Here is a 23,999-nt window from a genome sequence, read left to right as displayed (position 1 = left end):
TTTCTTTTTTACTCTTTATAAGGTATAAGGTAAAAACCATTATTTTCTGACCATTCTCCGTAAAAGACCTCCGTTATATCTTCTACTCCTTCTCTCTTTAATTCATACCTCAGCCACTCTTTGTCTTTGCCAACTTTCTTTAACTCTCTTTCGTCTATTGTCCCTTCATCCACAAGCAAATAAGTTGCCTCGTTCTCCTTAGGCTTAATATTCATCATAGCAGGCGTGATAGCAGATTCTTTTGCTTTTGGCAGCACGCTTAATGTTCCACTCGTTTCCAATGTAGCATGTTCTACTTCAGCCAGTGAAAAATACCCCTGACTTCGAAGCAAAGTTCGTAATTGCTCCATTTCTATATGGTTCTTCTTTAATTCCTTTACATTGATTTTTCCTTTGACAATAATGTCAGATGATTCTCCCTTTAACAGCTTTCTAAACCAATTTGACTTCATCACTAACTTTTCAATTAGGTAAATGAGCGTTCCCCAAAGCAAAATAGCATAAACCACTTGAAAAATAGAGATTTTTTCATCAAAAATTCCTTCTTCTAAAAAGCTTCCAAGCAAAATTAAATAGACAAAATCAAATGGAGTAATTTGGGACAGTTCTTTCTTTCCGAGCAGCCGAATGACTATTAGCAAGCTCACTAATCCAACAATAATCTTTAGTGTAATATCTAAATACATGAATTTACCTCCTGTGGCAGGCGCGGTTGTATCCTTACCATCCCTTTCCCTATTTCATTCCCCATGAACCTTCCAATTTATCTCTTAAACCTACCGCCCTACATCCTAGCAGAAGTTTCTTCCCTTCCACTCCCACTTCCTTTAATTCTTTAGCTGCTGAAATTCCTAAACGGAAAAAGAGCGAACCTGTTATTTGAATAAACAGGTTCGCTCTTTAACTTATCGCTCTTGAATGATTGCTATTTTAAAGGCTTTGCTGCTTTCTCTTCACCAAGCCAATCAGTCAGCTCGTTAAATATATCCGCCGCATTTTGCCAGCCCAAATCGTACAACTTTGTCAATTTGCGCGGGTTGCGTTCGATGCGGCCGACTTCAAGCGGCTGCGTTGGACGAATAACAAAGGCTTTGTTCTCTTTTTGAAGCTGGTCAATATACTCAACTGTCCGATTATAATGTCTCCATCTTTCTTCGAGCGTTCTTACTACTCCTGGATAGGCGGCATACTTACGTCTTATCATAAAATTCAGGCGGGAAGGTTTTTTCATATAACCTTCATGCTGGGTAAGGATAATAACATTGCGGCTGCAGCCATCCTCTTCCGCTTTCCTGACCGGAATAGGGTCGCTCATTCCCCCATCAAGCAGCTCATACCCTTGGAAAGAAACAATGGGAGCAGCAAATGGTAACGAACTTGATGCCCTAATTGGCATTAATAACTCTTCTTTATATTCTTTTCTGCTAAAGTACACCGGCTCACCTGTATGACAATCCGTTGTACCAATAACAAATTCTGTTTCACTACGATTAAATTCATCGTAGTCAAACGGCACGATTTGGTTAGGAATAATATCAAAAACATAATCCATACCAAATAGTTCACCTTTCCTAAAGTAATTCCGCAGCGAAATATACTTTGGATCACGGATAAAACCAATATTTACCCGCTTATTTCGGCCCCACTGTTTAGAGATGTAGGACGCGGCATTACAGGCTCCAGCTGAAACCCCAATCACATAGGGAAACTCTATTTTATTCTCAAGAAAAAAGTCGAGCACACCGGCTGTATATACTCCTCGCATGCCGCCGCCTTCTAGAACGAGACCTGTCTTTGTGTGCATGTTCACCCACTCCTTTTCATACTATATTGTATCAGACTCTCTCCACTGACACGCTTGATTTGCTTAAGGAAAAGCGGATATTTTATAAGAAAAATTTTTTACGAAAACAGGTGAAAAATCTATTTTCAAATAGAAAAAATTTTTGTATGATAGATTTAGCTTTGAAACAATTTGATGAGTATTAGGGAAGGCAAATGGTGCGCCACCAGCTTCTTTAGCTGGTTCTAGTGGGTTCGATTCCCACCCCGAAATTTTTTGTGAATGCTATGAAAAATTTCGAGGGTGGATTCGGACACAACAGGACCGGAGTGCCCTCATTTGGAGGGATTAACATGTTAAAGAAGCGCGATGTACATGACAGTCATGTACTATTTGACTTAATGACGCACCCGGAAGTCTTCCCTTTTGTGCGCCAAAAAGCCCACTCCTATGAGGAATTTGTGTTTGTTACAAAGCAAACAATTGAAGCAGAGGAGAGAGGAGAATTAGTCTCCCGTACCATTACCGACGAATGGGGCAATCCGATCGGTACAATTAATTTATATGATATTCAGGATGGGTGTGGTTTTCTCGGCACATGGCTCGGCAAACCATTTCACGGAAAAGGATACAACGCTCCGGCAAAGGAAGCCTTCTTTCACGAATTATTCTTTGAACTGGATATGGAAGCCATCTTTATGCGGATTCGTAAAACAAATACCCGGTCACGCAAAGCAGCAGAAAAACTTCCTTACGCTATCCTCGCTAATGAAACTCGATCCGCGGTCTATTCCCGCATTAATGAACATGATGAAGTATTTGATCTGTTTGAAGTATCCAGGGATTTGTTTACTTTTTATACTCTGCGCCAGCAAAGCGAAGCGGCAGAAGAACAAGCGTTGGAAGCTTGATCTGTGCTGTCCCCTATCTTTCTAACTATCAGCTCCATCTTCCCTTTCCCCCACCAGCGTCCGCTGGTGGGGTTTTCATATGTGTCAGGCGGTACGATCACTTTTATGGTATAATTCTCTCATTCTATCTATAGTTGCCAAATGAAGGAGAACAAAAAATGGAACAAACGTTTACCCTTAAACAAAGAATCAAGAGGCTCATGTACATTTTAATTCCTATATTTATCACCCAATTAGGAATGTTCTCTATGAACTTCTTTGATATTATGATGTCCAGCCGATACTCTGCTGATGACTTGGCTGGCGTAGCCATTGGCTCTTCCTTATGGGTGCCTGTATACACTGGATTAAGCGGCATTCTGCTCGCCATCACGCCAATTGTCGCCCAACTGACCGGTGCTAAAAAGACCAAAGAAGTACCCTTCACAGTAATGCAAGGCATCTATGCCTCTGTTGTGCTGGCGGTCTTTGTTTTTGTGATTGGCAGCATAGCCCTGGACCCTGTTTTAAACAGGATGAGCCTTGAAGGAACTGTAAGAGAAATAGCCAAGAATTATATCATTGCTTTATCATTCGGTCTTATCCCTGTTTTTGTTTATGCAGTCCTCCGTTGTTTCATCGATGCGCTTGGCATGACAAGAACCTCCATGATCATTACGCTTGTGTCCTTGCCATTAAATGTATTTTTCAATTATGCTCTTATTTTTGGGAAGTGGGGATTGCCTGCTTTGGGAGGTGTTGGAGCTGGCTATGCATCAGCCATTACTTATTGGTTAATTATGATGATTGCTATCTTTATTATTCACCGGAAGCAGCCATTTAATCAGTTTCAAATTTTTCATTCTTTCCCTGTCATATCATTAACTAAATGGAAAGAAATTTTATTTATGGGCGTGCCGATTGGGCTATCTATCTTTTTTGAAACAAGCATCTTTTCTGCTGTTACTTTGTTGATGAGCGAATATAGCACGACAGTAATTGCCGCTCATCAAGTAGCGATCAATTTTGCCTCCCTTCTCTACATGCTTCCTCTCAGCATTTCTATGAGCCTAACGATTATTGTCGGCTATGAAGTTGGGGCTTCCAGATTGAGAAACGCCAAAATCTTCAGTTGGCTTGGAGTAGGAACGGCCGTCTGCTTCTCGCTATTATGCATCCTTTTACTTATGTTATTCCGTGAGCAGATTGCGTCTTTCTACACCAAAGACGAAGAAGTACTGAGCCTAACGATCCACTTTTTGCTATTTGCGGCTCTGTTTCAGCTATCAGATGCCATTCAAGCTCCTGTTCAGGGAGCCCTCCGTGGCTATAAAGATGTAAATACCACCTTCGTTATGACAATGATCAGTTACTGGGTGATTGGTCTGCCGCTAGGATATTATCTTGCCAATACGACCGAGCTCGAAGCATACGGCTACTGGATTGGTTTAATTTCCGGCTTGACGGCCGGCGCTTTAACACTCTCTACACGCCTGCTTATTATTCAGAGGAAGCACTCTCAAGCCGATAGCTCAATCAGTAATCTTCATGGCTGATTAAATAAAAAAAGCGTCTGTTTTGACTTTTCTATAACGAGAAACCTCTTCTTTCCGGAGGTTTCTCGTTCGCTTGCAGCCCTAAGCTTCGCTAAGAAAGTTTATTACATCCTCTGCTCTCCACCTTCCTCATCTGCTGCAAAAATCCGTTTACTCATAGGCTTAACAGCACCTCAGCTGGAGAAGTTCTTTTGGCTAAGCTTTATTATAAACCATTTTAGACTGCATTCTTCCCTCGCCATTCTTCTTTGATTTAAACGAAAAAGCGCTCTTCCTAAACTGAATCATTTCAGCGGAAGAAGCGCTCTTTTTTAAAAGGCATTCATTGTTTTATTAGGCACCTGGGGGACGATTTTCGAAATCGTAATCGACAGGCTTAGGAGCAACCCGCGAGTGCTCGAGAGCTGGTGTATCGGGTCTGGCAATTTGGTAGACAGATGCTCCAATAATTTCAGCGGTTTCTTGCAGCTTATTTTTGTCAATTTTGTCAATCGTATCTGCCGGTGTATGGTACCATGGCTCCAGCGGGGAATGAATAAATAAGGCCGCTGGAATGCCAAGTTCATGGAATGGCTGATGGTCGCTGCGCCCCAATTGTCCGTATGGCACCGATTCTCCTAAAGCCGTTCTTGACCCTGCAGCTGAAGCAAGATCTGTCACTAAGTTTTTCTTGCCATCAATCGTATACATGATTAAACCGTTAGCTTTGTTGTCACCGCCGGCATCCTTGCTTCCGATCATGTCCATTTGGAAATGCCCTACAATTCGGTCTGCTTCTTGATCACTTAAAGTACCTGCATAATGATAAGATCCTAACAATCCTTTTTCCTCCGCACCAAATGTAACGAATCGTAATTCGGTATCAATCGGCATATTGGCCATTACTCTGGCAAGCTCTAATACAGCCGATACGCCGGAGGCATCATCGTTGGCACCGGGACCGCCTGGAACAGAATCATGATGTGCACCAATCATTACAACCTGTCCGGTATCCTTGTTTTTATGCGGCTTCATTTTAGCAATCACATTGTAAGAAGTTTTCTCCTCCATGCCGGAGCCTGCTACTTTAAGATATGCGGTTTTCGAGCCTGCTTTTAATTGTTCTGCCAACTCTAAGCCTTGTGCTCTGGTAATAGAAACAACCGGAATATTCTGTCCATAATCCGCCTGACCAAATGCATTAGATGTGCCAGAATTGTTATAAAAGATTACCCCAACGGCCCCTTTTTCCAAAACATTTTGAATCTTTTCGACGAAAGCGATATCCCCGCGCTCAATGAGGGCAATTTTTCCTTTTACCGTATTCGGTACAGTGCCCGCTAGCGCTTTGCCCACATGAATCATTTCGGCCGTTACCTCGTCACTGTAAGAACCCGAAACCACGTACGGCTTTAAATTTTGCCCGCCAACTTCTAGAATTCCGCTTGCATTATTTCTGACTGCCTCATAGAATTTAAAAGGCTGCAATTCTGTCTCATAGCCATATTTTTCAAATTGGCTTTTTATGTAGTTTGCCCCTTTTAACTCTCCATCAGTACCCGCCGCCCGAGGCTGTTCCGACAATAAAGCGATCGTGTTATACATATTGTCAGCATTAATTTTTTTTATAATCTTGTTGTCAAACGCTGAAGCAGCATTTGAATTTGGTGCGTTTTTAGGAGCCTGGGCATAAGCTCCTTGAACATTTAATGCTAATCCTGCTGTTAACAGAATAGACATCACTTTTTTCTTACTCATTGAACCCCTCCTATTTTGAAGATAGACATGCTTCCAGTAAATTATCAATGATTTTACTTAGTTAGTAAACAGTTACCATTCTACAAATAAACAGAAAAATCGTAATTTTTAATTACTTTTCTCCTGTAAAAATAGATGCTGATTGATAAATAATGTTGTAAAAGCAAGAAATCCTAAGAATAGACAGGTGCTTCTTCCTAGATAGATAAACCTAAATTAATTAATAAGGACCATCGCTTTCTACTCTTAACAAACTGTCTATACAAGAAAATTTTGTTTATAAAAAGTCTTGTGTTTCGTCTACACACACTTAAAATTTGTGAAAAAGCTCTTCTTTTATATTTTTTTCAAAAAACATGAGCCGATCCAATCTATAGTATCAACTCACTTTTCCAGCACCATCCATGCAAATATAACCAATGCTCTGCTCTTTATCCAGTTCAAAATTATACACATTCAGGAGACATCCGCTTTCACAAATAAAAGCCTAACCCCAAACCCTACCAACACTATCCCTGTGGTTTTCTCAATCCAATTCTGTACGGAAGGCGCTAATAACCACTCACGAATAAAGTGGAGACAAATAACATACACAATAAACCAAATGATTGATAGCAGGGCATAGGTAGAGCCCATTAGTAACAGATCAAACGTTATACGATCAGCATTTGTTACAAACTGAGGCAGAAAAGTTAAAAAGAAAACAGCTACTTTCGGATTTAGCAAATTTGAAAAAAGCCCTTCCTGAAAAGCTGATTTATGTTTTTTTATGAGCTGCTTTTCTTGTATGTGGGTGCTTTTTTTAGGTAAAAACGCGACAATCCCTAAGTAAATCAGATAAATAGCACCGACCCATTTAACGAGATTAAATGCTATGGCAGATTGCAGTAAAAGAGCAGACAATCCTAAAGTAGCAGCAAGTGTATGACCAAGTGAACCAGCTGCAATACCAAATGCCATTTGGAAGCCAGCGTTTCTTCCCTCTGCTATGGTTCGTTTCGTAATTAAAGCCGTATCAATCCCGGGGCTTATAACAACGAATAGTGTCATAATTATAAAAGTAATCATTGTTTCCCCTCCTATTTGTCCGTCTTTACAAAGCATATTTAATTTGATTTATTCAATGAACTTTATTATTTCATTCAATAGAATAAAACAAAAGGTGCTACATGAACCAATTATTTATTGGCCAAAAAGTCAGAGCGTCGTGAAAAAAGACGGTCTTTCATTAAGGAAGTTAACAAAGCGCACAGAAAGTCCCCCTTCTATGTTAAGCCCAATTGAAAAAGCAACGCTAATCCTTCTATTTAAACAATAAAATCATTGTCCAAAGTGCAAGACGTCCCTCTGTTTACATTTTAAATGGACGAAGTCAACACAAAAGAACTAATTGCAAAGATAGGGAAGTAAAGGAAAATAATTATCGTTGGCCTTCACTACGAACTACTTTCTCCCGACTTTACAAGCCAGCTGGCTACTGCGATTGTGCGCTTATCACCAGAGAACAGCTCTTCAGAACAGTCGCTTACACATAAAGAGGAAGAAGTTGCCTATGTATTAGTGGGTCCCCTTCAATTAACATTGTCAGGAGACGAATATGAATGGCAAACTGGAGATAGTGTGGAAGTTCCAGCTCATACAGAACACCAGTGGTTGAATCAAACAAATAAAGAAACCAGTATCTTGTTTTCTGTGACACCACCCTCTTTAAAAAAAGCTGTCTTAGAAAATAAAAAAGCAAATCCACTATAAAGAGCCTCTCCATATGGATTACAGAAAGGCTCTTCTCCTTTGATCACAAGATTACAAGGCTGGTGATCGTTCTGTATTTTATTCAACCGATTATTTCCTTTATCGACCTCTATTCTGAAATAATAAGTTCTACTAAATCATTTAATAAAGGATTCACTCACTGCCCTTGAAAGCAATTCAAAATAATTTTTTCTCTTTTTATGAAACCATACATGCACATGGCTTGTTCTAGTGACTTAATGAGAGAGTCTCTTATACATGGCTATCATAATTTGCGTGATAAATTTTCCCAAGAACATCTTGTCCGCCAGTAACCGGTATCATGCTGCCGGTAATAAAATCGGCATCATCAGAGACGAGAAAAGAAACCACTCTGGCGAGATCTTCTCCTGTTCCTGGCCGGCCAACCGGAACAATAGAGCTGCTTTCACGCTTTGCGTTTGCAATTGTCTCTTCTTTCCAACGATCGGCAATATCGCCAGGACAAATCATATTAGCAGTGATTCCATTTTTTGCTTCTTCTATGGAGATTGTTCTTGTAAGAGATGCAAGGCCGGCTTTTGCCGCGGCAAAGGCTGAACGATAAATCCATCCTGGCGCCGTTTCCACCCGGTCATACCCGAATGTAATGACCCTTCCCCACGTTTTGGCACGCATGTAGGGCATCGTTAGCTTTGTTAAATAAAAGACACTGTTTAAATTCCCATTGATCATGTATTGCCATTCGTCCCAATCGTATTCATCCATCGTTTTTCGCAGAGAGACATAGGGGCCTGCATTATGTATCAAGATATCTATCCCGCCGAAAAATTCGACAGAGTGGCCAATCAATCGTTCACAGTCCTCTTTTTTTGAAACATCTCCCTGTACCGCGATAGCCTGGATATCAAACTTTTCTGATAAATCAACTGCCAATTTTTCTGCGGCTTCCTTGCTTGAACGGTAATTAATGATTATATTGCATCCGCATTCAGCAAGAATAGTTGCTGTCCACTTGCCAATTCCTCTTGAACCGCCTGTAATCAGTGCCGTTTTCCTCCCCATAACATCCTCTCCAAAAAAGTAATATATATAAATTATACTAATCATCCCCTTTGAAATATGCAAATATAACCATAAAAAAAGCACCGTGATATCACGGTGCTCCTGCTCATTTATTTTCCAATAAACATTTGTGTCCAGATGTTTCCGTTCTCTACATAGCCAACACCAATATGCGTATAATCTTTATTCAAAATATTCGCACGGTGGCCAGGGCTTTCCATCCAAGCTTTAACTACCTCTGCAGGTGTGCGTTGTCCTTTAGCAATATTTTCTCCTGCTGTGCGGTAAGTAATACCAAATTTCTTCATCATATCAAATGGAGAGCCGTATGTTGGACTAGTGTGTGAGAAATAATTTTTTGCCAGCATATCTTCTGATTTCTTTCTAGCTACTGAGCTTAACTCACTATCAGCTTTTAAAGGCTGCAATCCAGCTTTTTGGCGCTCATTATTTGTAAGATCAATTACTTGCTGTTCGAACGCACTTAATCCAGCTGTTGTTTGTGTTGGTTTTGTTGTTTGTGTTGGTTTTGTTGTTTGTGTTGGTTTTGTTGTTGGTGCTGGTTTTGCTTCTGGCTTCGTTGTTGGTGCCGGCTTTGCTTCTGGTTTTGTTGACGGCACTTGTTGTGTCGGTTGTTGTGCTGTCAGGCCATAGTTTTTCAAAATCCATTGCAAACTGATATTTCCTTGAGCTAATTGTTGATATACTTCTTTAGGAACTACTACTTGTCCAGTCTGGCATTGAACTTTCACTGTTGGCTGTGAAACTTGTGCTGCTTCTGTTTTATTTACAAATGGAGAAGCAAACAATGTTAATGAGGCTGCCAATGAAACAACTACTTTTTTGTTCATGTAAACTTCACTCCTACTTTTTCTTTTTTGACAGTAAAATCGTAACATGATTGTTTTGTAATAAGAGAGGCAATTCATAGCAAAAAAGCCAGCTCCTTTTAAAAAAAGAAAGCGGCTTCTTCTATTTATCTATTAGAAAGGCTCATCCCTGAAATACCAACGTTTGTCATTGTTTTCATGGGGAAGAATTTCTCGGAATGTTTTCCATGATGGAGGGTCCTTTTCATGAAATTGGCACGTTTTATTTTTTTAAAAAAGGGGAAAAAACAAACCTTTTTTTCAAAAAAGACATTCTCATGACAACTCCGACATTTCTTTTTCACAGAATAAAGACCACAGCAGTGATTATTTCCTTCCTCTGCTCTCCTGAAAATCTAGTAATTTTTTTCTTTGTTTACAATATTTATAAATGATTTATTATTAGAATAGATAAGTTTGTTAATTTGAGGGATGCTAAACATGGAAAATTTCGAGAATGATTTACTGTTTTCTAATGCTTTTCATCATTCCGGCATAGGAATGGCTCTTGTGGGTCTTGATGGAAAATGGTTGAAGGTTAATCATGCGATGTGTAAATTAACAGGGTACGATGAGGAGGAATTACTCCAAATTACCTTTAAAGATATTACTCATCCGGATGATTTACAAATTGATTTGACACATGTTAATGAACTGATTCGCGGAGAGAGCCGTTCTTACCAAATGGTGAAACGATATTTTCACAAGAACGGACAGGTTATTACGGTTTTATTAACTTCTTCTATCGTTTGTGATCAGGAGAATAAGCCGCTCTTCTTTATTTCTCAAATCCAAGATATTACCGAACAGAAAAAAAGTGAGACTGAACTAAAGCTGTTTGCAAAAGTATTGGAAGCGACACAGCAGGGGGTTGCTATTACAGATGCAGACGAGAAAATTATCTATGTTAACGAAGGGTTTACCAAAATTACCGGCTACAGCTTTGACGAAGTGAAAGGTCGGAGCCCCAGTATGCTCCAATCCGGGAAACACGAGAATCCCTTCTACCGTGAAATGTGGATGAATCTGCTGACAAACGGTTATTGGCAAGGTGAGATTTGCAACAAAGACAAATCCGGCCACACTTATACTGAATGGCTAAATATAAGCAACTTAACAGATGGGAAGGGAAAAACCACCCACTATGTCGCTGTCTTCTCAGATATTTCCCCATTGAAGGAAGCAGAAAATCAATTAAAAGAGATGAACAAACAATTAAATCGTCTTTCTACTTTGGACGGTTTAACAGGCATCCCAAACCGCCGAGCATTTGATGATAGATTGTCATCTGAGCGAGAAAAAGCGCTCCAATGGAATAAGCCGCTGTCCATTATCTTGCTAGATATTGATTTTTTTAAATTATATAACGACACATATGGCCATTTAAGCGGGGATGACTGCTTAAAAAAAGCGGCTGCTGCCATGGAGCGAAAAGCTGTAGAGTTTTCTGGCTTTATAGCCCGATATGGAGGAGAAGAATTTGTCGTCATCCTTACAGATACGACACTTGAAGAAAGTGGCATAGCTGCAGAAGAAATCAGAAAAAGTGTGGAAAACTTGAAAATCCCACACCTTCGCTCGCAAATCAGTGAGTATGTGACTATTAGTGCAGGCCTGGCCACCCTTCTCCCGAACAACCAAGGTTACACAGAGGAAGATTTAATTGATCTAGCCGATAGCGCCCTATATGAAGCAAAAAAAGCCGGTAGAAATCAATTAAAAATATCAACCACCATCTCTATTTGATTGTATGAGCAGGTGAATACAACACGGCCTAAATAAAAATGAGCAATAAATCTTTACAGCAAAAAAAGGACCTCTCGTATTGAAGTTCTTTTTTGCTTTTTCTCTTCTTAAGTGAATGAATTTTTTTATAGTGTGAATTTAGCACTATATGTTTTAAGTTATTAATCTTCAATTAAACTCCATCGTTTATCATTGAGCCTTTCAACTAATTCGCTTTTCTTCTTTGAAATATGAAGAACCACACTCCGCTTAGATTTTTTCCTTGTTGTTCCATCCAATTAATAAATACTACCGGGCCTGCATGCTCTTCGCCTATTGAAAAGCACCTCTGTCATTTTTATGATCCATCGATTTTTTCATTACTTCAGGCATTCCAATCGCATCAAAAAAAAGCCGGGCGCTCTCTTCATGATAGATGAAAAGAACGCCCGGTGCTTATTGAAAAGTATTTTTAGGAAGCAGCATTGGTCTGCTGCTTTTTGAGCATTTCTATCGCTTTTTCTTCCTGTGTGTCATGCTGTTGAATTTTTTCTCTTAAATCATTCATCAACTGCACAGTCGTATCACCTGATAGCACGCCCGTTTGCTTGATGTCTGCTTTTTTCTGGAATTCCTTCACTGCCTCTGCTGTTTCTTCATCGAAAAAGCCGTCAACCTTACCAGGATGATATCCAAGCGCTTCAAGCATTTTCTCAGCGTTCTTTACTTCTTCTGACAGGCTGTCAAGTTTCAGTTCATTGTCAGGACTAAGATAAGATAAGTTAGCATAATCAGGAAGTTTAACTAGAACATCAGGCTTAATTCCTTTTTTGTGAATCCAATTGCCATTCGGTGTCAGCCACTTGGCTGTTGTAAACTTCATATTTGAACCATCTTTGAAATCTTCTGCTGTTTGTACAGTCCCTTTTCCAAATGTCTTTTCCCCAATCAGAGGAACGCCAGCAGATTCTTTCATAGCCGCTGCGAAGATTTCCGAAGCACTGGCACTGCCGCTATCGACTAGAACCACTACAGGCACAGACTCTTTCTTACTATTGTCAGAAATCATTTTTTCTCGTTTACCTTGATTATCTTCTACTTGGAAAAGAACTTTTCCTTCAGGTACAAACATATTGGTCATCTCAATAGCTTGATCAAGCAGCCCACCCGGATTTTGCCGCACATCAAGAATCATGGATTTCATGCCCTTCGCTTCCATTTTCTTAATAGCATCCTTCAATTCAGCGGCTGTGTGTTCAGAAAAACTCGTGATTTGAATATGAGCAATTTTATCATCCTTCATCTCTGCATAGACCGTTTCAATCGGAATGTCATCACGTACAATGGTAATTTCCATCGGCTCTTTTGTTCCAGCACGCTGTACTTTCAATTTTACCTTTGTTCCTTTTTCACCTCTGATCAACAGAACGGCTTCCGATGAACTCATTCCCTCTAAGCTCTTGCCGTCCACTGACATAATGCGGTCATTCGGCCGGAGCCCCGCTTTCTCTGCAGGAGATCCTTTGATCGGTGAAACAATTTTGATCATGCCTTTTTCTTCTTGTATTTCTGCTCCAATCCCTTGAAAGGAGGAAGAAACACTTTCATGGAATTGGCTGGCTTCCTTTTTGTCCATATAGTCAGAATATGGATCATCAAGGGAGTCAATCATTCCATTAATAGCGCCATTCACCAGCTTATCTTTATTGACATCTTGGTAATAATTTTTTTCTAGTTTATCATAGGCCTCATACAGCTTTTCAAATTCCGGATGCGGCTTCATGCCGACCTCCGCCGCCTTTTCTCCTCCAAAAGCGAGCGCGAGCGTCGTAATGGCCGCCGTCGCGAATACGAGGAAGAATACAAGCATAACAAAATGAAATTTCTTCAACCGAATGTAAGGGGATTGATGCTTGCTGCCAGGCTGGTCAGACTTGTTTTCATCCATGATGCTCACCGCTTTCCATGCTTAATAATCATTAATTTAACTCTTATATTCTATCAGTTTTCTATTGAATTAAAAAGAAAAAACCTCTCCCGGTCAAAAGAGGAGAGATTTCAAAGGATGCCCTATTATATTTTTTGAACGTGATCAAAATATTCTTCCAGCGTCCAGCCATGCTTGTAAATCTCTTCTGCTGCCTTTATGCCAATATAGCGAAAATGCCACGGTTCATACATATATTTGGTCACATTCTCTTTTCCCTTTGGATAACGCAGAATAAATCCGTATTTATGAGCATTATTAGCAAGCCACTGTCCTTCTTTTGTTGTTTCAAACGCTTGAAGCAAATCAAATTGGACACTTTCTGCTGATATATCCATGGTAAGGCCTGTCTGATGTTCACTTTGCCCTGGTGGTGCTACAGCTTGAGCGGCTTTTTCGAAGGTGCCTACCTTCGCTATTTGGTTGTTCATGATTTCTACTTGTCGTTTATAAGAACGATAGCCAGAAACAGCAAACAAGTCAATTTGCTCCTGTTTAGCTGCTGCAAACATTTTTTCCAGCGCCCCGGCAGCTTCTTTTCTCATGTGACTTTTTTCAATATCTTGTTCACCAAACGAAAATGGCACTTTCGGCCGGACCAAATCTGGCGGTGTATAGTCTCCTGGCAAAGAAAACTCCTTATTAACGAGCACCATCATATTTTCAGGGTTTGTAATTACGGCTTTTCCGTTTACTTGTTTAATCTCATTAAAAAAAGCGGCTTCAAGCTTTAGACCGGCAGCAGCTTCCTTTTCCTGCGGCTGATCCGCCGGCTTTTCAGCCTTGTTTTTTTCCTGGGTTTCTGTCTGCTTGTCTTTTTCTGCTCCGTCCATCTGCTGGCAGCCGCTGAGCAGCAAAGCAGCCGTTAGTACCCATCCTGCTTTCTTCATTTTATCACCTTATTTTCTGCTATTATCTCTTAAAGCTCAGGCAAATGTTCAAAGGAAAACCAGCCCGTCAACAGGCTGGTGTTTTTTATTATTATCAAATGCAGTATCCTTCACCGCTCTATTGGATTTTACTCTTGAATAGCGGCTTCAAGGGCTACCTCGATCATCTCATTAAATGTTGATTGCCGCTCTGCAGCAGTCGTTTCTTCCCCTGTTAAGATGTGATCGCTCACCGTTAATACAGAAAGCGCTTTTCGATTGTATTTTGCCGCCAGTGTATAAAGAGCAGCTGTTTCCATTTCGATAGCAAGGATGCCATAATCAGCCCACTTTTGATGTTCGGCATTGTCGTTGTAGAACATGTCTGCAGTAAATACGTTGCCAACCTTTAAGTGAAGTCCTTTTTCGGTACCGGCATCAAATGCTTTTTTCAATAACTCCCAATTAGCTGTGGGGGCATAATCAACTCCATTGAATGTAAATCGATTCATTTGAGAATCAGTAGACGCACTCATAGCTAAAATAACATCTCTTACCTTGACGTCTTTTTGGATCGCCCCGCAAGTACCGACACGGATTAAATTTTGAACATTATAGCTTTGCATCAGTTCGTTTATGTAGATGGAAATAGAGGGAACGCCCATCCCAGTTCCTTGCACTGAAATTTTCTTACCTTTATATGTCCCTGTGTACCCGAACATATTTCTGACTTCATTATAACAAGCCGGACTTTCCAAAAATGTTTCTGCAATATATTTTGCCCGAAGCGGGTCACCTGGAAGAAGGACTGTTTCCGCTATTTCATTCTCTTTCGCTCCGATATGAATACTCATTGTAAACCCTCCTAAATAATCTCTCTCCGCTTTCACTATTGTAATTGTTTTTAGAAGGGTCTGCAATGAATATGAGTGCTTTCTTGTTCTACAGCAATTTAAGCATATTTAGCAATCACTTGTCTTAACTTTGCATTTAGCGCTGGAATTTCTGGGGAAGTCACTGTCATTCTAATATGGGTTTCATCCATCTCAAGCGCCTCTGCAAACAATCCGCCAATCCCTCTTGCTTTTCGATCGACTTGGATAAGCAGTTCCGCTCTTTCTTCTGTCTGGGCTAAGAACATAATTTCCAATTCATCTAGTTTGCCGCGAAAAGGCCCGCTTGTCGGCACGAATTCAAATTCTTGTACAAATGGAAAGCGGCTTCCTATTCTTCTTGGCGCCTGCTCACACTCTACCTCCCGAAGCCGAAAGCCAATTTGGCCAATCTCCTCAAGAACCGAAGCGACAAGCCTTGTTGGGCGTACTTCTATATAATCTTTATCGCTCGGATCGGCTGCATTTTTAATGTCGAGCCCCGTCGCCACCCAGACACGTGTATTGCCGTAGGTAATGGGCGTATCTATCGGGAGCTCCAATGAGAAAGGAAACGACTTTGTCTCATTCGCACCAATTTTAAATGGCTCATTCAATTTATGCTTTTTAACCGCTGCGTGATCGGTATACTTGCGGTCATCGGATTCTCGGATAAATGTTGTATATATCGTTAAGTAAATAGAATCAATTTGCTGCTCGGTGCTTCCCCCGTATATTTCTACTTGCCCTCTAATGGTTTCACCGGCTGTATAAGCTGACTTCTCAAGCTTTGTATCTACCTTAGCGCCTCCAATCCCTATACTGGCAAGCATCTTGTTGAAAAATGACATCTAAATTCCCCCTTTTCTATTTATACATTCACTTAACATACGCCATGTGGGATAAAAAGTTTCATCTTTATTTTCTTGAACCCTTCAAAAAAATAAGACTGCCTGCAAATGCCCTTCTCCACACACTAGCTGCAGGGGAGGTGTCCGGCTCTTTGCTTGCGGCAGTCTCTTATTTTTCTTCTTCCATATAGCGGTCCCACGCTTCATCAAATACCGTCATGCTTGATAAATAAAAACCATTCATTTCTAAATATCGGCTTAATTCATCGTAGTGACGAGACATTTTTGGAAAGCTGTGGTCGGTGAATGCATGATTCGCAAATGCCGCCAATTCATCTCTGGGCGGCTCTTCGCGAAATTTCATTAAATAGTGGAAAAATGACTTTCGCAAAAACCCCATCTCCTTTTTCACCAAATATAAAGGACAGGGGCACTTCATGTAAAGAAAAAATTTTTCAACTGATCACCCCTCAAAATAGATAAAGGGCTAGAGTTGATGAAGAAAAAACTTCTTCACATGGATTGCGTCAGTATTTATTTTTCTTCGAACAAGGGTAAAAGTTCGGCATAGCCTTCTTCCTTCATGTTCTCTTTTGGAATAAAACGCAAAGCAGCCGAATTGATGCAATAACGCAATCCTGCTGGTCCCGGCCCGTCAGGAAACACATGGCCAAGATGGGAATCTGCAGCTTTGCTTCTTACTTCCGTTCGTACCATATTGTGACTGAAGTCTTGCTTCTCTATAACCTCCCCATCTTCAATCGGTTTTGTAAAGCTTGGCCATCCACAGCCAGCATCGTACTTGTCCCGAGAAGAAAATAACGGCTTACCGGAAACAATATCGACATAAATGCCTTCCTCAAACGTGTTCCAATATTCGTTGCGAAAAGGCGGTTCTGTTCCATTATTTTGTGTTACTTCATACTGCATCCTGTTTAGCTTTTGCTTTAATTCTGGCTGATTATCTTTCATTTCTCTTTCCTCCCCAATGATTTCGGATAAAGGCTGCTCTTCCTGATCCTTGATGATAGGCTTCGTAATGAGACGGATTCTTTTTATAATAATATTGATGGTATTCTTCAGCTGGATAAAATGGTTTTGCCGGTAGAATCTTCACATTAATAGGAACAGGAAAACGGCCGCTTTCATTTAGCTTTTGCTTGGACTCTTCTGCAAGGCGCCGCTGCTCCTCTGTATGATAAAAAATAGCAGGCTGATAAGATTGCCCCCGGTCATAAAATTGGCCGCCAATGTCTGTTGGATCAATATTCATCCAATAAATATCAAGAAGCTGCTCATATGGAAAAACGGCCGGATCATACGTAATTTCTACCGCTTCATAATGTCCTGTCGTTTCACTGCATACCTCTTCATAAGTTGGGTTTTCTGTAACTCCTCCGGTGTATCCGGAAATGATTTTTTTAATTCCCGGCTGTTCATCAAACGGCTTCACCATACACCAAAAACAGCCTCCGGCAAAGATTGCTTTCTCTTCCATCAATTATCACCTCTTCAGAAAGTAATACCCCTTTTTATCATTTTAAATGTCTTCACAAAAAAGAGGAATTATTCAGCTCATAAAAAAGCTTGCCCCTGCATATAGGGGCAAGCTTTTTTTGCTATTGTTCTACGGGAAGCTGAAACGTAAAGCGGATATCATCCTTTTTAAGATCAATGCGATCCGCTTTAACCTTCAAATCACTCTCAAGCTTCATTTTATCTAAGGAGATATAAATTAATTCATCGTTAGGCATAATCTTTACCCAATCAGGAAATTGATACGCATCTCTTGCTGCTTTCAGCACATAGGAAACAGGTAAATTAATTCTACCCACTTTGATTCCCTTTTGCCGCAAAATCACATTGCCATTCTTTAAAGCTTCAGGTTCAAATGTTAGTTTATAGTCAATTCGCTCTGAAAATACGGCTATATCCCCATATAACTCTACTTGATCGCGCAAGTATACATTATAATCAACAAAACTTTTCTCTTTTTCTTTTTCAATAAATGTTTTTATTACTCTATTTAAATCTTCTTTATTGGACCGCACATGAAATTCAACAGCCTCCTTTGCTGGATAAGCTTTTGGCAACGGTTCATCTTTTATCGGTGAGAATAAGCCGATAACAAGGATAAAGATAATAATTACATTTAAAGCAAGCAACCCTAAAAACGCTAGTTTCCAACCTTTTTTCATTCGCTCTCCTCATTTGCGTAGATAATTTTTTTGTTCGTCAGCTCCTCAAGCTTCTGCCCGTCGATCGTTTCAAATATCCTGTTTGCTATCTGTTCATACCCTTTATCATTTGGATGAAACTGGTCATTGTACAGGAGATTTTCCTCCGTATTCTCGAAAAGATCTTCTACAGTAACAAAGCATGTTTGGTCATATTGTTCAACTACATGCTTGCTCGCCTCATTCCAATCATCTATAATAGCCGATACTTCCTTTACATCAGACAATACCTTCATAAACGGATTATAAAGACCCACTAAGACGATACCTGCATCTCTGTTTTCCTTTCTAACCGTTTGAATAACTTTATCAAGCCGCTCTTCATAAGATCCCCGCTGCTTGTCAAACGCCTTAACACTCAACTGTGTCAAGTTATCTTTAAATACCTTCATTATGTCATTTCCGCCGATTGTAATGATAACAAGGTCTGCTTTTTTCAGAGACTGTCTGACCTCTTGTTGATTTAGCCTTTTAAGCAGCTGGTCTGTGCGATTTCCTTTTACTCCGTAATTCACGAAACGGGCCTTTTTCACCTCGGCAAGCTGTTCTAGCTGCCGTTGCAAATAAGGGATATAGCCGCCGCTTTCTGTACTGTCTCCCACTCCTTCAGTTAGAGAATCGCCAATTGAAACGACGTCTAAATTTTTCGGAATTACTTCTGTTGTTTCGTTTGGAAATGTGGAGCAGCCTGTTAAACTGAACACAAAGGCCAAGAAAATGATCCACATTTTTCTCAAGTTGTTCACCCCGCAGTTTGAATTATTCATATTATAGCATATTCCTTTTTTCGAAGAAGCATTGGCTTATCTTTCTAAATAGGCTCTTGATCGATTGTATAGTATACTATGTTTGACCGTATAGCAAAAACACTGAAAAGGAGTTTATTCCCATGAAGTCGCTTTATTATTTCGCTGTTCTTGGTATTTTGCTCGTCTTGATTGCCGGCTGTTCATCAAAATCGGAAAAAGAAAAAGCCAAAGAGCCTGAGCATTCCGGCCAACACGATGCACACACTTTGCCAAATGGAGATCTGCAAGAAACTACCTCTTCCGTTAAAGAAATGCCTACCTTTTTAAATGATAAAAACGATGACATGAAAACTGTCTATTTAGCAGCTGCTCAGCATCCCGATGTGCTTGCCTCGATGCCCTGCTATTGCGGATGCGGCGATTCAGCTGGACATAAGAGCAATTTAAATTGCTTCGTCGCTGACATTTCAGAAAATAAGGTCGTCTGGGACGATCATGGCACCCGCTGTGGCGTATGCTTGGAGATTGCTGCAGAATCCATCCTTATGTCAAAAGAAGGTAAATCACTGCAGGAAATCCGTCAATATATTGATGAAAAATATAAAGAGGGCTACGCCAAGCCTACACCAACTCCAATGCCAGCATAAAAAAGTGTTCCGAAAGCATACAGCTTTCGGAACACTTTTTATGTGGCAAACGAATCACTTACTTAGCCCAATACATCACGCCAAGAGCGCCTAATCCTGTATGCGTTGAAATAATTGGAGTGGTTGTTTCAATTTCAAAATTTTCAAACCCTGTCAACTCGATTAACTTCGCTTTAAGGCGGCTAGCCAATTCATAGCCGTCGGCGTGAACGAGACCGATCTTCATTATTTTTTTTCCTTTCACTTCTTCGGCAATATGAGTAGACAAATATTTAATGACTTGGGCATGGCTTCTTACTTTTGCCACCGGACTCAATTCGCCTGTGTCAAGATTAGCAATGGGCTTTATATTTAAAAGCGACCCGATAAAGCCTTTCGCTTTGCCGATACGCCCGCCCTTTATTAAATTTTCCAGTGTATCGACGACAATATAAAGCTTCGTCTGTGAGCGGATTTCCTGTAGCTGGCAAACGATCGCCTCCATCGGTACTCCTTGTTCAGAAAGCTTGGCTGCTTCCACTACTTGAAAAGAAAGCGCTTTTGAAATATAGCCCGAATCTACCACCGTAACATCCGATTGACTCATTTCCGCTGCTTGTTCAGCAGCTCGTACCGTTCCACTCATCTTTCCTGTCATATGGATAGACAGAATCTGGCTGCCATCTTTTCCTAACTCATCATATAATTCTACAAATCGCCCAACGGAAGGCTGCGAGCTTTTTGGCAATTCATTCGCCTTCTTCATTTCTTCTAGAAATTCATCAGGTGAAATATCAATAGTATCTAGATATGTTTTTCCATCTATGAAAATCGTTAAAGGTACGATCGTAATCCCGTACTGATCCAGCACTTCCTTTTTCAAATCTACTGTTGAATCCGTTACAATCTTAATTTTATGCACGACTCCACATCCTTATCATCAATCAACCTGAGGATATTATAACGTTAAATAAGACAATTAACATCCTCTTCTTTTGACAAAAAAAAGAACGAAGAGGATCTTCGTTCTTGAAAGAAACCTGTTTTTTCTTGCAGACAGATAACGGACAGAGCTCTTTATTGACTTCCTCCGTATGAGGGCAATTGTGCCATAATTTTTTTCGCTTGCTGTTTTCCTTTTTCACTTACCATGCAGCCCCTTACCCCTCTGTTCACTTCTATCCATCCCTTTTCCCTTAATGCATTTACTATGCTTTTTACCTTGCCTTCTCCAATAGACAGACCTTTTTCCATTAATTCCTCGACAATGCGCCTTCTTCCAATACCAAATTTTTGATAAATGATTAGAAGCACATGATCTTCTTCTGAAATCGATTTCTTTACATAATAGGGCTCTTTCAGCTGCTTATCCTTTTCCCATTCAAACATAAAATAGGCCGGCAAATCCTCTAAACTAATTTTTTGTCCCGGGTTTTTCATGCTTACCATGTATTCTACGACATTCACTAGCTCTCTTACATTTCCCGGCCAAGGGTGGTGGGTTAAAAAGTCCATCGTTTCTTTGTCTACATACTCATTTACATGATACACATCCTGTTGAGAAAAGAGGTTGAAATAATGATGAACGAGAGGAAGAATATCCTCTCTTCTTTCCCGTAAAGCTACCGTTTGCAACGGCAGAACATTTAACCGGTAGTACAGGTCTTTTCTAAACGATCCATCAGTAATTTTACTTACTAGGTCTTGGTTTGTCGCGGCGATAATCCGAATGTCTACAGGTACCTGATGGTTGCCTCCGACTCTTCTTATTTCTCCTTCTTGGATTACCCTTAACAATTTCACTTGCAAATCAAGGGGCGCCTCTCCGATTTCATCCATAAAAATCGTCCCACAATTAGCCTCTTCAAATAGCCCTCTTTTCCCTCCTTTTTTCGCGCCGGTAAATGCTCCTTCTTCATAACCGAATAATTCACTCTCTAAAATAGAAGGAGAGAGCGCTGCGAAGTTCACTGGAACAAAGGGCTGATCAGAGCGTGACGATTCATTATGGATCGCTTGAGCAAGCAGCTCTTTTCCTGTGCCACTTTCCCCTTGAATAAGAATCACAGCATTTCTTCTTGCCATCCGCTTAGCCAATTGAATCATTTTATTCATCTTTTCATTGCGAGTATGCAGATGAGTGAAGTGATAGCGCGCTCTAAATTTACTGCTGTTAATTTTAGAACTGATTACCTTATCTACATACTTAAACGTGTCGTAATTTTCAAGTTCAATTAAATAACAAATGACCTCCTCTTCGTTTTCTACTTTATCTACTGATACGATATATGTATTGTTTTTTAAATGAAAAACTTCTTCCTCATAATGTGGAGCAGTACTTACATCAAATTCTGATCCAAACAAATCTTTCACATTTACATTTAGAAGGATATTCCCTTCAAAAATCCACTTCATTTTCTCATTGGAATAGGTAACATTCCCTTGTTCATCGCAAAACAGTAATGCTTTCGGAAACTTATCGAAAATAGTGGTCAAAAGGAGGTTTGAATGATCTAATTTCTGATTAATGGTTGATAGATACTTTGTTAAGTCAATGATTTCACTCACGAATTCAGAGGAAGCCAACATTCCTGCTTTTTTAAGAACATTTAATTCAGACATGATTTCAGTAATAGTAGTAATGTCAATTTGTCTGTTTCCTATGTCGATCACTTCTTGAATCTCCGGAGGCACAAACCGGCTCTCTCCAGGTGTGATTGCTATGGAACAGGAGGAATAACTCTTAATCCCTGGGTAGTAAGGGGAAAAAGTGAGTGATTGAAATCCGTGCCCCTTCAGTTGTTCAATCGTTTCATAACAACTTTCTTTCGTGTCATTGACTAATAAAATATTTGTTTTTTCTTTTAACATAAAAATCTTTTCGATGTGCCGATAGCTTAGTGCCCGTCTAGCAATGATAATCTTCTTAGCTTCCTGTACCTGTTTGGATACATGGGGCAAAATAGGTGCTCCTGTCAACAGTACAATTTTATCTTTAAAGGTTGCCTCTACTCCTTTTTCAATTGAATAACCTCGAATGATTACTTCGTCTCCTAGATAACGTTTAATTTGTTTGGTCATACTCTGCAACGTGTTATCACCTAAAGAAATAATAATCAGTTCCTTCACAGATAGCCCTCCTTCTCTACCAATCCCTCATTTACTATGACTCCCATTTTTAGCAGTTGGTCTCAGTATAAATAATAGAAGCATAATAAAAAAGAGTGAGTTCACCCCACTCTCATTCATTGTTCCTGCACAAATTGAATATGCTGCATACCTTGTTATTCAAATGCCCCTTTCTTTAATAGCTGATAATCTCTCATAAATGGGACCCCATTAACCCATACATCACGTATTTCCATATTTTCATCCATTAAGACGATATCTGCATAGCTTTGCTCTGCTATTGTCCCTCTAAATGGATACACACCTATCCCTTTTGCCGGAGTAATGGTGAACGGCTTTAATGCATCCTCCATTGAAAGCCCTTGTTCATTCACCAGTTCTTTTAAGGCCTGAATTGTGGGTTCGAACCCGGCTACTTCCAACCCTTCCAATTCACCTGTTTTATTAAATACCGGCATGCTGCCATTCGCATCAGAACTAACAGTAATTTGACTGATTGCCACACCATGATCCAGCAAATACTTGAGCGCTTGGGCAGCAGACAGTCGGCTGCCTTTTTTCTTTGTATTTATATTTGACGTAATATCTACAAGTCCCCCGCGATTGGCATATTCTATCGAAGCTTCTAACAAATCCTCACTGCGATTAATATGCGTTGGGCTAAATAAACTAATCGGCAAATCTGTTTCATACAGAATCTCATAGAGAGTATTGTAATGGTTTTTTCCCGTTCCCATATGCAAATGAATGAATCCTTTTTTGCCCGAAAGCATAGAAGCTACTCTTACGTGTGAGGCCAACCTTTTCAATTCTTCTTTTGTGACGTAAGAAGAACGGTGATCCTCAATCGCAAGCTTCAATCCTAATACTTCCTGGAAGAACATAATGTCTTCCCTCACGTCTCCGGTAAGTGTACTGGGCGGATAGCCATATCCTCCTGTTAGAATATAAGCATTCATTCCTTCTTCGTTTAAAGATTTAGCCTTAGACAATAAGCTTTTTGAATTCCGCCCTATATCATTTGTCCCCAGCAGGCCGACCACAGTAGAAATCCCATTTCTTATTAAAGATCCTAATTGAACTTCAGGTGTGCTTGAAGAGAATCCACCTTCACCGCCGCCTCCGGTAATATGAACATGACGATCGATTAGTCCTGGTATACATATCGTATGTTTCCCATTAATAATTTCAACATCTATCCCGCTTATTATAATGTCATCATCTATTTTAATAATTTTATCTCCCGCAATAAGAACGTCTTTTTCCCCTGCATACTCTGGTGAATAAACGTTTGTCTGTTTAATTACTTTCAACATTGTGTTT

General features: G+C 40.1%; 22 protein-coding genes and 1 pseudogene. 5 read left to right on the top strand and 18 right to left on the bottom strand.

The annotated features are described in order from the left end of the window. Positions 1-8 precede the first annotated feature (8 nt). Both ACH0BF_RS06340 and ACH0BF_RS06335 read right to left on the bottom strand, forming a co-directional pair. The gene (locus ACH0BF_RS06340) at positions 9-686 is read right to left on the bottom strand and encodes a DUF421 domain-containing protein (protein ID WP_340853546.1); all 678 of its coding nucleotides are present in this window, start codon (positions 684-686) and stop codon (positions 9-11) included. A 239-nt stretch (positions 687-925) separates the two neighbouring features. Beyond that, positions 926-1,804, bottom strand: coding sequence for a patatin-like phospholipase family protein (locus ACH0BF_RS06335; protein WP_340853545.1), 879 nt, complete (start codon positions 1,802-1,804; stop codon positions 926-928). A gap of 332 nt (positions 1,805-2,136) precedes the next feature. Here ACH0BF_RS06335 and ACH0BF_RS06330 point away from each other — a divergent pair, with 332 nt between their 5' ends. Beyond that, complete coding sequence (locus ACH0BF_RS06330; protein ID WP_120032400.1) at positions 2,137-2,694, top strand: GNAT family N-acetyltransferase; 558 nt, start codon at positions 2,137-2,139, stop codon at positions 2,692-2,694. A 158-nt stretch (positions 2,695-2,852) separates the two neighbouring features. Further along, positions 2,853-4,229 carry an MATE family efflux transporter gene (locus ACH0BF_RS06325; protein ID WP_406909077.1) on the top strand — a complete coding sequence of 459 codons (1,377 nt, stop codon included), beginning with the start codon at positions 2,853-2,855 and terminating at the stop codon, positions 4,227-4,229. Positions 4,230-4,562: 333 nt separating this feature from the next. On the opposite strand, the gene ACH0BF_RS06320 is transcribed toward ACH0BF_RS06325, so the two are convergent. Next, positions 4,563-5,966 (bottom strand): M28 family peptidase, encoded by a 1,404-nt coding sequence (locus ACH0BF_RS06320; RefSeq protein WP_406909075.1) that lies wholly within the window; start codon positions 5,964-5,966, stop codon positions 4,563-4,565. Positions 5,967-6,422: 456 nt separating this feature from the next. Continuing rightward, positions 6,423-7,034, bottom strand: coding sequence for a LysE family translocator (locus tag ACH0BF_RS06315; RefSeq protein ID WP_406909073.1), 612 nt, complete (start codon positions 7,032-7,034; stop codon positions 6,423-6,425). A 109-nt stretch (positions 7,035-7,143) separates the two neighbouring features. Between ACH0BF_RS06315 and ACH0BF_RS06310 the strand changes: the two are divergent. Continuing rightward, positions 7,144-7,718: pseudogene (locus ACH0BF_RS06310) on the top strand (XRE family transcriptional regulator). 252 nt (positions 7,719-7,970) lie between these two features. Here the strand turns inward: ACH0BF_RS06310 and ACH0BF_RS06305 are convergent. Continuing rightward, entirely contained in the window at positions 7,971-8,762 is a 792-nt protein-coding gene (locus ACH0BF_RS06305; RefSeq protein WP_406909071.1) for an SDR family oxidoreductase, read from the bottom strand. 110 nt (positions 8,763-8,872) lie between these two features. Then, the gene (locus ACH0BF_RS06300; protein ID WP_406909069.1) at positions 8,873-9,613 is read right to left on the bottom strand and encodes a CAP domain-containing protein; all 741 of its coding nucleotides are present in this window, start codon (positions 9,611-9,613) and stop codon (positions 8,873-8,875) included. 459 nt (positions 9,614-10,072) lie between these two features. Between ACH0BF_RS06300 and ACH0BF_RS06295 the strand changes: the two genes are divergently transcribed. Then, positions 10,073-11,377, top strand: coding sequence for a GGDEF domain-containing protein (locus tag ACH0BF_RS06295; RefSeq protein ID WP_406909067.1), 1,305 nt, complete (start codon positions 10,073-10,075; stop codon positions 11,375-11,377). A gap of 451 nt (positions 11,378-11,828) precedes the next feature. On the opposite strand, the gene ACH0BF_RS06290 is transcribed toward ACH0BF_RS06295, so the two are convergent. From ACH0BF_RS06290 to ACH0BF_RS06250, 9 genes are all read right to left on the bottom strand, one after another. Further along, positions 11,829-13,304: a lmo1851 family serine protease gene (locus ACH0BF_RS06290; RefSeq protein WP_120032416.1), complete on the bottom strand. Its 1,476-nt coding sequence runs from the start codon at positions 13,302-13,304 to the stop codon at positions 11,829-11,831. 125 nt (positions 13,305-13,429) lie between these two features. Beyond that, positions 13,430-14,233, bottom strand: coding sequence for a M15 family metallopeptidase (locus tag ACH0BF_RS06285; RefSeq protein WP_406909066.1), 804 nt, complete (start codon positions 14,231-14,233; stop codon positions 13,430-13,432). Between the two features lie 128 nt (positions 14,234-14,361). Then, the gene (deoD, locus tag ACH0BF_RS06280; RefSeq protein WP_120032420.1) at positions 14,362-15,066 is read right to left on the bottom strand and encodes a purine-nucleoside phosphorylase; all 705 of its coding nucleotides are present in this window, start codon (positions 15,064-15,066) and stop codon (positions 14,362-14,364) included. Positions 15,067-15,164: 98 nt separating this feature from the next. Next, positions 15,165-15,935 (bottom strand): sporulation protein, encoded by a 771-nt coding sequence (locus tag ACH0BF_RS06275; RefSeq protein WP_120032422.1) that lies wholly within the window; start codon positions 15,933-15,935, stop codon positions 15,165-15,167. Positions 15,936-16,104: 169 nt separating this feature from the next. Then, positions 16,105-16,335 (bottom strand): YozE family protein, encoded by a 231-nt coding sequence (locus ACH0BF_RS06270; protein WP_120032424.1) that lies wholly within the window; start codon positions 16,333-16,335, stop codon positions 16,105-16,107. Positions 16,336-16,469: 134 nt separating this feature from the next. Next, positions 16,470-16,907: a peptide-methionine (R)-S-oxide reductase MsrB gene (msrB, locus tag ACH0BF_RS06265; protein ID WP_340853533.1), complete on the bottom strand. Its 438-nt coding sequence runs from the start codon at positions 16,905-16,907 to the stop codon at positions 16,470-16,472. After that, positions 16,897-17,433 carry a peptide-methionine (S)-S-oxide reductase MsrA gene (gene msrA, locus ACH0BF_RS06260; protein ID WP_340853532.1) on the bottom strand — a complete coding sequence of 179 codons (537 nt, stop codon included), beginning with the start codon at positions 17,431-17,433 and terminating at the stop codon, positions 16,897-16,899. The genes msrB and msrA overlap by 11 nt, the downstream gene beginning before the upstream one ends. Before the next feature lie 121 nt (positions 17,434-17,554). Next, positions 17,555-18,133, bottom strand: coding sequence for a YpmS family protein (locus tag ACH0BF_RS06255; RefSeq protein ID WP_120032430.1), 579 nt, complete (start codon positions 18,131-18,133; stop codon positions 17,555-17,557). Beyond that, a complete protein-coding gene (locus ACH0BF_RS06250; RefSeq protein WP_340856381.1) occupies positions 18,130-18,900 on the bottom strand; it encodes an SGNH/GDSL hydrolase family protein in 771 nt (256 codons plus the stop codon). Before ACH0BF_RS06250 ends, ACH0BF_RS06255 begins: the two co-directional genes overlap by 4 nt. A 161-nt stretch (positions 18,901-19,061) precedes the next feature. Here ACH0BF_RS06250 and ACH0BF_RS06245 point away from each other — a divergent pair, with 161 nt between their 5' ends. Continuing rightward, positions 19,062-19,568: a PCYCGC motif-containing (lipo)protein gene (locus ACH0BF_RS06245; RefSeq protein ID WP_120032434.1), complete on the top strand. Its 507-nt coding sequence runs from the start codon at positions 19,062-19,064 to the stop codon at positions 19,566-19,568. 58 nt (positions 19,569-19,626) lie between these two features. On the opposite strand, the gene ACH0BF_RS06240 is transcribed toward ACH0BF_RS06245, so the two are convergent. From ACH0BF_RS06240 to iadA, 3 genes are all read right to left on the bottom strand, one after another. Further along, on the bottom strand, positions 19,627-20,469 hold the full coding sequence (locus tag ACH0BF_RS06240) for a DegV family protein (protein WP_406909061.1): 843 nt from the start codon (positions 20,467-20,469) through the stop codon (positions 19,627-19,629). A gap of 155 nt (positions 20,470-20,624) precedes the next feature. Continuing rightward, positions 20,625-22,676 (bottom strand): sigma-54 interaction domain-containing protein, encoded by a 2,052-nt coding sequence (locus tag ACH0BF_RS06235; protein ID WP_340853530.1) that lies wholly within the window; start codon positions 22,674-22,676, stop codon positions 20,625-20,627. Between the two features lie 155 nt (positions 22,677-22,831). Continuing rightward, complete coding sequence (gene iadA, locus ACH0BF_RS06230; RefSeq protein WP_340853529.1) at positions 22,832-23,992, bottom strand: beta-aspartyl-peptidase; 1,161 nt, start codon at positions 23,990-23,992, stop codon at positions 22,832-22,834. Positions 23,993-23,999: the final 7 nt, after the last annotated feature.

Source organism: Pseudobacillus sp. 179-B 2D1 NHS (assembly GCF_045370945.1).
In the GTDB taxonomy this organism is placed as follows: Bacteria; Bacillota; Bacilli; order Bacillales; family Domibacillaceae; genus Pseudobacillus.
The sequence above is the reverse complement of the archived record's forward strand: the minus strand, read 5'-3'. Positions and strand labels throughout refer to the sequence as shown.

Excerpts from the sequence above, each read along its gene's own strand:
- msrA (WP_340853532.1), bottom strand. The coding sequence starts at position 17,433 with ATGGAAGAGAAAGCAATCTTTGCCGGAGGCTGTTTTTGGTGTATGGTG.
- iadA (WP_340853529.1), bottom strand. The coding sequence starts at position 23,992 with ATGTTGAAAGTAATTAAACAGACAAACGTTTATTCACCAGAGTATGCA.
- ACH0BF_RS06325 (WP_406909077.1), top strand. The coding sequence starts at position 2,853 with ATGGAACAAACGTTTACCCTTAAACAAAGAATCAAGAGGCTCATGTAC.
- ACH0BF_RS06270 (WP_120032424.1), bottom strand. The coding sequence starts at position 16,335 with ATGGGGTTTTTGCGAAAGTCATTTTTCCACTATTTAATGAAATTTCGC.
- ACH0BF_RS06250 (WP_340856381.1), bottom strand. The coding sequence starts at position 18,900 with ATGTGGATCATTTTCTTGGCCTTTGTGTTCAGTTTAACAGGCTGCTCC.
- msrB (WP_340853533.1), bottom strand. The coding sequence starts at position 16,907 with ATGAAAGATAATCAGCCAGAATTAAAGCAAAAGCTAAACAGGATGCAG.
- ACH0BF_RS06335 (WP_340853545.1), bottom strand. The coding sequence starts at position 1,804 with ATGCACACAAAGACAGGTCTCGTTCTAGAAGGCGGCGGCATGCGAGGA.
- ACH0BF_RS06290 (WP_120032416.1), bottom strand. The coding sequence starts at position 13,304 with ATGGATGAAAACAAGTCTGACCAGCCTGGCAGCAAGCATCAATCCCCT.
- ACH0BF_RS06295 (WP_406909067.1), top strand. The coding sequence starts at position 10,073 with ATGGAAAATTTCGAGAATGATTTACTGTTTTCTAATGCTTTTCATCAT.
- ACH0BF_RS06330 (WP_120032400.1), top strand. The coding sequence starts at position 2,137 with ATGTTAAAGAAGCGCGATGTACATGACAGTCATGTACTATTTGACTTA.
- ACH0BF_RS06305 (WP_406909071.1), bottom strand. The coding sequence starts at position 8,762 with ATGGGGAGGAAAACGGCACTGATTACAGGCGGTTCAAGAGGAATTGGC.
- ACH0BF_RS06255 (WP_120032430.1), bottom strand. The coding sequence starts at position 18,133 with ATGAAAAAAGGTTGGAAACTAGCGTTTTTAGGGTTGCTTGCTTTAAAT.
- ACH0BF_RS06275 (WP_120032422.1), bottom strand. The coding sequence starts at position 15,935 with ATGTCATTTTTCAACAAGATGCTTGCCAGTATAGGGATTGGAGGCGCT.
- ACH0BF_RS06315 (WP_406909073.1), bottom strand. The coding sequence starts at position 7,034 with ATGATTACTTTTATAATTATGACACTATTCGTTGTTATAAGCCCCGGG.
- ACH0BF_RS06300 (WP_406909069.1), bottom strand. The coding sequence starts at position 9,613 with ATGAACAAAAAAGTAGTTGTTTCATTGGCAGCCTCATTAACATTGTTT.
- ACH0BF_RS06320 (WP_406909075.1), bottom strand. The coding sequence starts at position 5,966 with ATGAGTAAGAAAAAAGTGATGTCTATTCTGTTAACAGCAGGATTAGCA.
- deoD (WP_120032420.1), bottom strand. The coding sequence starts at position 15,066 with ATGAGTATTCATATCGGAGCGAAAGAGAATGAAATAGCGGAAACAGTC.
- ACH0BF_RS06340 (WP_340853546.1), bottom strand. The coding sequence starts at position 686 with ATGTATTTAGATATTACACTAAAGATTATTGTTGGATTAGTGAGCTTG.
- ACH0BF_RS06245 (WP_120032434.1), top strand. The coding sequence starts at position 19,062 with ATGAAGTCGCTTTATTATTTCGCTGTTCTTGGTATTTTGCTCGTCTTG.
- ACH0BF_RS06285 (WP_406909066.1), bottom strand. The coding sequence starts at position 14,233 with ATGAAGAAAGCAGGATGGGTACTAACGGCTGCTTTGCTGCTCAGCGGC.